General features: G+C 67.6%; 9 protein-coding genes. 4 read left to right on the top strand and 5 right to left on the bottom strand.

Features of this window, described 5'->3' with window-relative positions; genetic code table 11:
- From QZ332_RS11870 to thiI, 5 genes are all read right to left on the bottom strand, one after another.
- Positions 1–950: DUF1576 domain-containing protein (locus QZ332_RS11870; RefSeq protein WP_295765663.1), on the bottom strand; the 950-nt coding region annotated here is incomplete at its 3' end.
- 180 nt (positions 951–1,130) lie between these two features.
- Positions 1,131–1,922 carry a sensor histidine kinase KdpD gene (locus QZ332_RS11865; RefSeq protein WP_295765661.1) on the bottom strand — a complete coding sequence of 264 codons (792 nt, stop codon included), beginning with the start codon at positions 1,920–1,922 and terminating at the stop codon, positions 1,131–1,133.
- Positions 1,923–2,398: 476 nt separating this feature from the next.
- Entirely contained in the window at positions 2,399–3,007 is a 609-nt protein-coding gene (locus QZ332_RS11860; protein WP_295765659.1) for a PIN domain-containing protein, read from the bottom strand.
- 115 nt (positions 3,008–3,122) lie between these two features.
- A complete protein-coding gene (locus QZ332_RS11855) occupies positions 3,123–4,385 on the bottom strand; it encodes a competence/damage-inducible protein A (protein ID WP_295765657.1) in 1,263 nt (420 codons plus the stop codon).
- A 53-nt stretch (positions 4,386–4,438) separates the two neighbouring features.
- Complete coding sequence (gene thiI, locus QZ332_RS11850; RefSeq protein ID WP_295765655.1) at positions 4,439–5,617, bottom strand: tRNA uracil 4-sulfurtransferase ThiI; 1,179 nt, start codon at positions 5,615–5,617, stop codon at positions 4,439–4,441.
- A gap of 226 nt (positions 5,618–5,843) precedes the next feature.
- Between thiI and QZ332_RS11845 the strand changes: the two genes are divergently transcribed.
- The 4 genes from QZ332_RS11845 to argJ all read left to right on the top strand — a co-directional run.
- Positions 5,844–7,064 (top strand): argininosuccinate synthase, encoded by a 1,221-nt coding sequence (locus tag QZ332_RS11845; protein ID WP_295765653.1) that lies wholly within the window; start codon positions 5,844–5,846, stop codon positions 7,062–7,064.
- A gap of 193 nt (positions 7,065–7,257) precedes the next feature.
- The gene (gene argH, locus QZ332_RS11840; RefSeq protein WP_295765651.1) at positions 7,258–8,640 is read left to right on the top strand and encodes an argininosuccinate lyase; all 1,383 of its coding nucleotides are present in this window, start codon (positions 7,258–7,260) and stop codon (positions 8,638–8,640) included.
- Positions 8,641–8,653: 13 nt separating this feature from the next.
- A complete protein-coding gene (gene argC / locus QZ332_RS11835; RefSeq protein ID WP_295765649.1) occupies positions 8,654–9,616 on the top strand; it encodes an N-acetyl-gamma-glutamyl-phosphate reductase in 963 nt (320 codons plus the stop codon).
- Positions 9,617–9,635: 19 nt separating this feature from the next.
- On the top strand, positions 9,636–10,603 hold a 968-nt coding region (gene argJ, locus QZ332_RS11830; RefSeq protein ID WP_295765647.1), incomplete at its 3' end, for a bifunctional glutamate N-acetyltransferase/amino-acid acetyltransferase ArgJ.

Below are 10,603 nucleotides of genomic sequence, written 5' to 3'. Positions count from 1 at the left end.
GCGTGCTTGCCGAAGGCGGAGAAGCCCATGATGGTGAAGATGCCCCCCAGGGTGGGGCCGTTCAGGTCCCCGCCCACCAAAAGGACGTAGGCCATGCCCAGCAGGCCGTTGACGCCGATGTTCACCATGACCGGGCCGTAGCCGAACATGCGCAGGTAGTCGCTGGGGGCCCGGCCGGTGGTGGAGAGGAGGCGGCGGTAGCCCGCCCAGACGGACCAGGCGGGGATGTTGGTGCCGAAGAAGCCCGCCAGGATCAGCGACGAGCACAGCAGGCCCACCACGGCGATGAAGCCCGTGTTGTACCCCTCGGCCCAGTAGAGCACGGAGTCCGGGCTGTCCCCGAAGGCCGTCAGCACCGGCACGATCATCATGGCGAACAGCCCGCAGGCGAAGCCCATGTTGTAGAGGTTCATGCCGTTTTGGACCTTGTAGGTGTAGGAGGACAGGGAGGGCAGGATGAAGCCGATGAGGATGCCCGTCACCAGCCCCAGGGGGAGGCTGGCGTGGATGCTGCCCAGGGACATATAGCTCACCAGCGGGGCCAGGGAGGTGGCCAGCAGGGCCACGGAGGCGTGCTTGGAGAAGGGCTCCTTCTGGTACCTGGCATAGAGCCAGGTGCCCAGGATGATGGGCCAGATGTTGAGGAAGTTCTTCCCGAAGAGGGAGAAGCCCGCCATCAGGCCCATCTCGACGATGGTGAAACCGTTGAAGGGGTCCCCGGAGAACTTGATGATGCAGATGGAGATCATGGTCACCAGCCCCGCGTTGACCAGGGCGGCGCCGGGGCCGCCGATGGACACATAGTCCGTGATCAGCAGGTCCTGCATGGTGACGATGTGGTACAGCCCCCGGAGGATGTCCATGGGGGCCTCCAGACACGCTCCCAGGAGCATCAGCCCGGCGGAGAGGACCATCGTGGCCGGGAATAGGTTCTTGTAACGGTCCTGCATGGCGGGCCCTCCCCTGTCGAGATCTTGGATGGCATCCATTGTAGCAAAAGATCCCCCGGGATGCAAGGGGGTCTTTGTTCATTTTGCTGAAATTTGCGTAAAATTTGCGCAGACGGTCCCTGAGGGGGGCCCGCCGCGCAGGAGGCCCGCCCCGGCGCGGAGACGCTGGGCGGGCCTGTTTCAGTGGTTCCGGATCTCGAAAGCCTCCGGCGGCATGGCGTCCGAGAGGGCCATGAGGGGGCGGTTGAACCCGCCGCTGTAGTCGAAGCGGGGCTCGGCCAGGGTGGTCCCGCAGGTGCGGTCCGGCATGGAGAAGGTGAAGCGGCTCCCCCTGCCCTGGCGGGACTCCGCCGTGACGGCGCCGCCGTGGCCCTGGGCGATGCCCCGGCAGAGGGCCAGGCCCAGGCCCAGCCCCTGGGAGGCGGGGGCGGGCTTATCGGACTGGTGGTAGCTGTCGAAGAGGGACTCCAGCCGCTCCGGCGGGATGCCGGGGCCGGTGTCCTCCACGGAGAGGAGGACCCGCCCCGCCGAGAACCGGAGATCCACGGTGATGAGCCCTCCGGCGGGGGTGTACTTGAAGGCGTTGGACAGCAGCTGGTAGAGGAGCTGTTCCAGCGCGTCGGGGCAGAAGGCGCAGATATGCTGGTCGGCGGCGCAGAGCAGGCGGGTCTCCAGGCCCCGCAGGGGGGCCAGGGAGGCGGCCTTGGCGAAGATCTCGGTGACGAAGTCCACGATGTCCCGGTCCCGCAGGGGGAGGGAGGCCCCGTCCAGGTACTGGACGGCGGAGAGGTCGTTGACCAGACGGATGAGACGGTAATAGCTCTGGTCCACCAGGGCGGCCTTGGCGTCCAGGTCGGGGTCCTGTTCCCGGGCGGCGGCGGGGGCCAGGCGGGCGGCGGCGAAGTAGAGGGTGGCCAGCGCGCCCCGCAGCTGGGAAGCGGCCTGGGGGAGCAGAGAGAGGTCCTGATCCATGAGGGTGTGTCTCCTTTCCGGCGAAACTCCCGGAGAGGGGTCCCCTCCTCCTGGAAGCGTCTGGGTCAGTATTTGCGGAGCAGGGGCGTCCGAGCCGAGGAAAAGACTGCCTCTGCCGGGAACATCATAACAAAAAGCCGGGGGAAACTCAAGAGATTTGTCGAACTTTGTCGAATGCGGTCGAATCGGCCGGAGCGGAGGGAGAAAGACCGCCGCCCGATCCGGGCGGCGGTCAGACTGTCGAAAAACGTGAAGGGCGCATCGGCGGGAGGGGAGGGGGCACGCGGGAGGCCCGGGGAGGGCCCCCTGCGCCATCCGGGTCAAGGAGTTTTTGGGACATTTTCAAATCCCTGGGGACCTCCCGTCTGGCGAAGGATCGTTTCGCCAGCCGGACCGCCGCCCGGCCGGGCGGCGGTCCGATCGTCGAAAAGGGGAGCGGGGGCCCGGGCGGCGGCGGACCGCCCCCGGGAGCGGGCTCAGTCCTCCGCCTCCGGGGCGGCGGGCTTTTTCCGGCGGCCCCCCCGGCGGGGGCGGACCGCCTTCACGGCTTTTTCCGGCTTCTCCGGCGGTTCGGGCTTTTCCGGCGCCAGCTCGGGGGCCTGGAAGATGCGCTTGAGGTGGTGGTACAGGCTGCATCCCTGGGCGGGGCCGTACTCCTTCACCAGGGCGTTGGCCAGCTCCTGCCGGTCCGACGCGCGGAGGATGAAGGGCAGGTAGAGGCAGCTCTCGATGGAGGGGCGGAGGGCCACCTCCTGGAAGGCGGCGGCGTAGCGGGCCTGGAGGGCATCGATGGAGGCGGCGTAGCCCTTGTCCTGGCTGATGACGTAGGCGTAGTCCGCCTCCCGCTTGCCCACCAGGACGCCCAGCTCGGTGATGATCTGGAAATCGATGGAGTTCTTGCCGCCGCGGACGCTCTCGATATACTGCACGTCCGCCGCCGTCCCGGCGCAGAGCTTCTGGATCTTGGTCAGGGTCAGGCCCTTTTGGTAAAAGATGAGGACGGTGTCCTGGTCCGAGAGCATGTCGATGCCCTTCAGGCCGGTGCCGATGTTGTTGTCACCGTCTACGAGGAAGATCGTTTTCATTCGTATAGTCCTTCATACATAATCATGATTCTCGGTATCCGCGCCGGAGCGCGGCGTTCGAGGGCTCAGTATAACAGCTTTTCATGGAAAAGGCAAGGGGAAACGGGCGGGGGCGTCAGACGGCCTCGATGGGCAGGCCCTGCAGATAGCGCCGGACCACGTCGAAGGCGTGGTTGGCGGCGAGGCCCTGGATGCGGTCCCGGCGGCGGCGGCCGAAGTCCAGGGCGCGGCACCAGGTCCCGTCGGGCGCGGCGAGGCCCACGTAGACGATGCCCACGGGGACGCCCCGCTCGTCCGGGTCCGGCCCCGCCGTCCCGGTGACGGAGACCCCCAGGTCCGCCCCGGTGATCGTCCGGACCCCCTCCGCCATGGCCCGGGCACACTCCGCCGAGACGGGGCCGTACTCGTCCAGGAGGTCCTGGGGGACGTGGAGGACGTCCGCCTTGACGCTGGTCCAGTAGCTGACCACGCCGCCCCGGTAGAAGGCCGAGATCCCGGGCCTGGCGGTGAGCTTTTCGGCCACCAGCCCGCCGGTGCAGCTCTCGGCGGTGGCCAGGGTGAGGCCCCGCCGGAGGAGCTGGCTGTGGCAGCACTCCGCCAGGTCCATCATGTCCACACCGTAGACGATGTCCCCCAGCGCGTCCAGGACCATCCGCTCCACGGGGGCCAGCATGGAACGCGCTTCCTCCTCCGTGGCGGCCTTCGCCGTGGCCCGGAGGCGCACCTCGCAGGGCTTGGCATAGGTGGCCAGGGTGGGGTTGGTCATGCGGGCCATCTTATCATGGAGGAGCTCGTCGATGGAGCTCTCCCCCATGCCGAAGGTCATGATGTCCCGGGAGACGATGACCTCGTGGGACAGCCTGCGGAGATAGGGCTCCACGTGGCGGCGGAGCATGGTCCCCATCTCGTGAGGGGGCCCCGGGAGCATGAGGACGTGGACGCCCTCCGCCTCGAAGGCGCAGCCGGGGGCGGTGCCCACGGGGTTGTCGAAGATGACGCAGCCTTCCGGGAGCTCCGCCTGCTGGGTGTTGTTCTCCGGCATGGGGACGTGGAGGGCGGACTCGTAGAAGGCGCGGATGTCCTCCAGGATGTCGGGGTGGAGGATGAGGGGCCTGCCGAAGGCCTCGCAGATGGTCTGCTTGGTGAGGTCGTCGTAGGTGGGGCCCAGGCCGCCGGTGGTGATGAGGATGTCGGCCCGGCGGCGGGCGATGTCCAGGGCCTCCTTCAGGCGTTCCGGGTTGTCGCCCACGACGGTGTGCCAGAAGACGTCGATCCCCAGGGCGGAGAGGCTCTGGCTCAACACCTGGGCGTTGGTGTTGGCGATGTTGCCCAGCAGGAGTTCCGTGCCGACGGCGATGAGTTCCGCGGTATGGGGCATGATGGATGGCATCTTCTTTCGAATGGGTCCCGGCCCGCCGGGACGGACGGCGGTCACGGCTTCACCCAAAGCGGCTCCTCCCCCTCCAGGGACCTGGCGACCAGGGCCTCCACGTCCAGCCTGGCCTCCGCCGCGCGGACGTCTTCGATCTTGGGCCTCGTGGCGGGGTGCCGGGGGGTGAAGACCGTGCAGCAGTCCTCGTAGGGGAGGATGGAGGTGTCGTAGGTCCCGATCTCCCGGGACATGCGGATGATCTCCACCTTGTCCATGCCGATCAGCGGCCGGAGGACCGGCATCTGCGCCACGTCGTCCGTGACGGCCAGGGCCATCATGGTCTGGCTGGCCACCTGGCCCAGGGACTCGCCGGTGATCAGCGCCTTGGCCCCCGCCCGCTTGGCGACGGCCTGGGCCAGGCGCATCATGAAGCGGCGCATGATGAGGGTGAAATACTCCTCCGGGCAGCGTTTCCGGATCTCCTCCTGGATCTCGGTGAAGGGCACGATGTGGACCCGCAGCCGCCCGCACCATGCCGTCAGCAGCCGGGCCAGCTCCAGGACCTTGTCCCGGGCCTGCTGGGAGGTGTAGGGCGGGGAGACGAAGTGGACCATCTCCAGCTCCACGCCCCGCCGGGCCATCATCCAGGAGGACACGGGGCTGTCCAGCCCGCCGGAGAGGAGGCTGACCGCGTGGCCGCCCATGCCCACCGGGAGCCCGCCCGCGCCGGGGACGGCGGGGGCGTGGACATAGGCGTACTTCTCCCGGATCTCCACGTGGACGGTGAGGCCGGGATCGTGGACATCCACTTCCACATCGGGGAACGCTTCCGCCAGTTCGCCGCCCACGGCCTGGGAGATCTGGATGGAGTTCAGGGGATAGCTCTTGTCCGCCCGCTTGCTCTCCACCTTGAAGCTCTTGGCGGAGGCGAAGGCGTCCGCCAGATAGCTCCTGGCGGTCTCCACGATGGCCTCCACCGTCTTCTCGCAGGGCACGGCCCGGGCCACGGAGACCACGCCGAAGACCTGCCGCACGGCGGCGTAGGCCGCCTCCATGTCGCAGCCGTCCGCGGCGGGCTCGGCGTAGATGGTGCTTTGGCGGATGTAGACCTGGAAGCTGCCGCAGGATCTCAGGCGGCGGGCCACGTTGGCGACCAGCCGGTCCTCGAAGGAGCGGCGGTTCAGGCCCTTCAGCACGACCTCCCCCAGCTTGAGCAGGAACATCTCGTTTTGCCGCATAGCGATCTCTCCTTTGCAGATATGGATGTCTCGACGATCATTATAGCGTAGTTCCCGCCAAAGAGGAAGGGGGTTTTGAAAATTCCTCCCTGCCGCCGCCTCCCCCGCGGCGCACGGCAAAATTTCCCTCTCCGGGCGGCGGATCCTTGTGCATTTCGCCAGTTGCATAAATATTCATATAGGATGTATAATCCATACATCAAATAAACCTTGTGGAGGCGCTGTCATGGATAAGAAAGCTATCAAGAAGATCGTCCTCGCCTATTCGGGCGGGCTGGATACATCCGTCATCATCCCCTGGCTGAAGGAGAACTACGGCGATGTGGAGATCATCGCCGTGGCGGGCGACGTGGGCCAGGACCAGGAGCTGGACGGCCTGGAGGAGAAGGCCCTCAAGACCGGCGCCAGCAAGCTGTACATCGCGGACCTCACCGACGAGATGGTGGACGAGGTCATCATCCCCTCCCTGAAGATGGGGGCCAGCTACGAGCAGTACCTGCTGGGCACGGCCTTCGCCCGGCCCATCATCGCCAGGAGCCTGGTGGAGATCGCCAAGAAGGAGGGCGCGGACGCCATCGCCCACGGCTGCACCGGCAAGGGCAACGACCAGGTCCGCTTCGAGCTGGCGATCAAGCGCTTCGCCCCGGAGATGACCATCATCGCCCCCTGGCGGGAGTGGTCCATCAAGGGCCGGGACGAGGAGATCGACTACGCCGAGGCCCATGGGGTCCCCCTGAAGATCAGCCGGGAGACGAACTATTCCAAGGACAAGAACCTCTGGCACCTGAGCCACGAGGGGCTGGACCTGGAAGATCCCGCCAACGAGCCGAAGTATGAGGAGCCGGGCTTCCTGGAGATGGGCGTCAGCCCGATCGCCGCGCCGGACAAGGCGGTGTACGTGACCATCGACTTCGAGAAGGGCGTGCCCGTGGCCGTCGACGGGGAGGCGAAGAAGGCCAGCGACATCATCCGGAAGCTGAACGAGCTGGGCGGACAGAACGGCATCGGCCTCCTGGACATCGTGGAGAACCGGCTGGTGGGCATGAAGGACCGGGGCGTATACGAGACGCCGGGCGGCACCATCCTATATAAGGCCCACCAGTGCCTGGAGATGATCACGCTGGACAAGGACACCGCCCATATGAAGGCGAAGCTGGCGGTGGATTTCGCGGACCTGGTGTACAACGGCAAGTGGTTCACCCCCCTGCGGGAGGCCCTGAGCGCCTTCGCCGACAAGACCCAGGAGCACGTGACGGGCTCCGTGAAGCTGAAGCTCTACAAGGGCAACATCATCACGTCCTCCGTCACCTCGCCGCAGAGCCTGTACTCCGAGGAACTGGTGACGTTCAACGAGAGCGCCTACGACCAGACCAACGCCACGGGCTTCATCAACCTGTGGGGGTTGCCGGATACCGTCCTCGCCCTGCGGGAGCAGGGGAAGCTGTGAGCGGAGAGGGGCCCCGCCTCCCCCTCCGGATCCCTCCCGCCGGCCTGCGGGCCGGCGCCGCCCAAGGCGGCCGGAGCCGGGGGATCTCCATGAGGCGCATACCGGCGAACGGCCGGGCCGAACGTTTCCTCCGCAGGGCGGAGAGACCGGGGGATGGTCCCCTGGGCCCCGTTTGGGGGAAAGGAGCATGTTTATGAAACTTTGGGGCGGACGGTTCAGCAAGGAGACCGATTCCCTGGCGAACGACTTCCAGTCTTCCATCGGCTTCGACCAGCGGCTGTACCGGGAGGACATCCAGGGCAGCATCGCGCACGCGGAGATGCTGGCCCGGTGCGGCATCATCTCCGCCGAGGACAAGGAGGCCATCGTCCAGGGCCTGACGGGCATCCGGACGGACATCGAGGACGGGAAGGTGGCCTTCTGCGCCGAGAACGAGGACATCCACATGAACGTGGAGGCCCTGCTGACGGACCGGGCCGGCGGCGCGGGGAAGCGCCTCCACACCGCCCGGTCCCGGAACGACCAGGTGGCGGTGGACTTCCGCATGTATGTCCGCAGGGAGATCGGGACGGTCATCGCCGCCCTGCTGGACGTGGAGCGGGTCCTGTGCCACCGGGCCAAGGAGCACCGGGAGACGGTGATGCCGGGCTATACGCACATGCAGAGGGCGCAGCCCGTCTCCTTCGCCCAGCACCTCCTGGCCTACGCGGCCATGTTCCGCCGGGACGTGACCCGCCTGGAGGACTGCCGCAGGCGGCTGAACGAGTGCCCCCTGGGCTCCGGGGCCCTGGCGGGGACCACCTACCCCATCGACCGCTGGCAGACGGCGGCGGCGCTGCAGTTCGACGCGCCCTGCGGGAACTCCATGGACGGCTCGTCCGACCGGGACTACGCCCTGGAGCTGCTGAGCGGCCTGTCGATCCTGATGATGCACCTGAGCCGCTTCGCCGAGGAGATCGTCCTCTGGTGCAGCTGGGAGTTCCGGTTCATCGAGCTGGATGAGGCGTATTCCACCGGCTCCAGCATCATGCCGCAGAAGAAGAACCCGGACATGGCGGAGCTGGTCCGGGGCAAGACGGGGCGGGTCTACGGCGACCTGATGGGGCTTTTGACGGTGATGAAGGGCCTGCCCCTGGCGTATAACAAGGACATGCAGGAGGACAAGGAGCCGGTCTTCGACGCCCTGGACACGGTGGAGATGTGCCTGCCGGTGCTCGCGGGGATGCTGGAGACCATGAAGGTGCTCCCGGAGAACATGCGCCGGGCGGCGGGGCAGGGCTTCATCAACGCCACGGACTGCGCGGACTACCTGACGAAGAAGGGGATGCCCTTCCGGGACGCGTACACCGTGGTGGGGCGGCTGGTGTCCGCCTGCGCGGCCCAGGGGAAGACCCTGGAGGAGCTGACGCTCAGCGAGTTCCAGGCGGCCTCGCCGCTGTTCGGCGGGGACGTCTACGAGGCGCTGAAGCTGGAGGCGTGCATGGCCCTCCGGGCCAGCTACGGCGGTCCGGCGGTGAAGGAGACGACGCGGCAGATCGAGGAGATCGAGGCGTTCATCCGCGAACACAGCCGATGAGGAGGCGGTCCCGATGAGACCAAAGGTATACATCGACGGCAGGGAGGGCACCACCGGCCTGCAGATCTACGAGCGCCTGGCGGCGCGGCGGGACATCGAGCTGCTGACGATCGGCGGGGACAAGCGGAAGGACCCGGCGGAGCGGGCCGAGCGGATGGACCGGGCGGACATCGTGTTCTTGTGCCTCCCCGACGCGGCGGCGGTGGAGGCCGTGGGACTGGTGACAGATCCGGATACCCGGATCGTGGACTGTTCCACCGCCCACCGGACGGCGGCGGGCTGGGCCTACGGCTTCCCGGAGCTGTCGGCGGCGCACCGTTCGGCGGTCCGGGACGCCAAGCGGGTGGCGAACCCGGGGTGCCACGCCACGGGGTTCCTGGCCATCGTTTACCCGCTGGTGGCCCTGGGCATCCTGCCCCGGGACGCGGCGCTGAGCTGCTTCTCCCTCACCGGGTACTCCGGCGGCGGGAAGAAGATGATCGCCCAGTACGAACAGGAGGACCGCGCCCCGGAGCTTTCCAGCCCCGCCCTCTACGGCCTCCGGCAGGACCATAAGCACCTGCCGGAGATGCAGAAGGTCTGCGGCCTGGAAACGCCGCCGGTGTTCGTCCCCATCGTGGACGACTATTACAAGGGGATGGCGGGCACGGTGCCCTTCCGCATGGACCAGCTCCGGGGGCCCTCCACCCTCGGCGAGGTCCGGCAGGCGCTGCGCGGCTATTACGCGGAGACCGCCGGGACGGCGGGGATCGTCCGGGTGGCGGATGTCCCCGCGGACGGCGCGGGAGCCGGGAGCAAGATCTATGCGGACGCGCTGGCGGGGAAGGACGCATTGACCCTCATCGCCGCGGGGAACGACGAGCGCTTCACCATCACCGCCCTGTTCGACAACCTGGGCAAGGGCGCCAGCGGCGCGGCGGTGCAGAACATGAACATCATGCTGGGCCTGGACGAGGCCGCCGGCTTGGATCTGTAAGAAAGTACGAGGACAGGATATGCTGAAATTCATCGACGGCGGCGTCTGCGCCGCCCAGGGCTTCCGGGCCGCGGGCATCCACGCGGGGGTGAAGACCCACAACGAGCAGAAGAAGGACGTGGCGCTGATCGTGTCCGACGTGGACTGCGCGGCGGCGGCGGTGTTCACCAAGAACGTGGTCAAGGCCGCCCCCATCCGGGTGGACCTGCGGCACCTGGCCGACGGGAAGGCCCGGGCGGTCATCGCCAACAGCGGCAACGCCAACGCCTGCGCCCCCCAGGGGGAGGAGAACGCGCAGCGCATGTGCGCCGCCGCGGCCAAGGCCATCGGATGCAGGCCGGAGGACGTGATCGTCTCCTCCACCGGCGTCATCGGCCAGCGGATCGCCGTGGAGACCATCGAGGAGCACCTCCCGGCGCTGTACGCCTCCCTGGAGCGCTCCGCCGCCGCCAGCGACGCGGCGGGCCACGCCATCATGACCACTGACCTGGTGAAGAAGGAGGCGGCGGTGGAGACCACCGTGGGCGGCAGGACCGTCCGCATGGGCGGCATCGCCAAGGGCAGCGGCATGATCCATCCCAACATGGGTACCATGCTCTGCTTCCTCACCACGGACTGCGCCATCTCCCCGGAGATGATCAAGGCTGCCCTGCTGGAGACCGTCCAGGTCAGCTTCCACCGCATCAGCGTGGACGGGGACACCTCCACCAACGACACCTGCTGCGTCCTGGCCAACGGCCTGGCGGGCAACGAGGCCATCACCGACAAGGGCCCGGACTACGACGCCTTCGCGGAGGCTCTGAAGGCCCTGTGCACGGAGCTGGCCAAGAAGATGGCCTCCGACGGGGAGGGCGCCCGGCACCTGATCTCCTGCCGGGTGGATGGGGCCAAGAGCGAGCAGAGCGCGGAGACCATCGCCAAGTCCGTCATCTCCTCCACCCTGACCAAGGCCGCCATCTTCGGCGCGGACGCCAACTGGGGCCGGGT

The organism is uncultured Oscillibacter sp. (genome assembly GCF_910584465.1).
Lineage (GTDB): Bacteria > Bacillota > Clostridia > Oscillospirales > Oscillospiraceae > Oscillibacter.
This window is presented reverse-complemented; position numbering and strand designations above follow the sequence as displayed.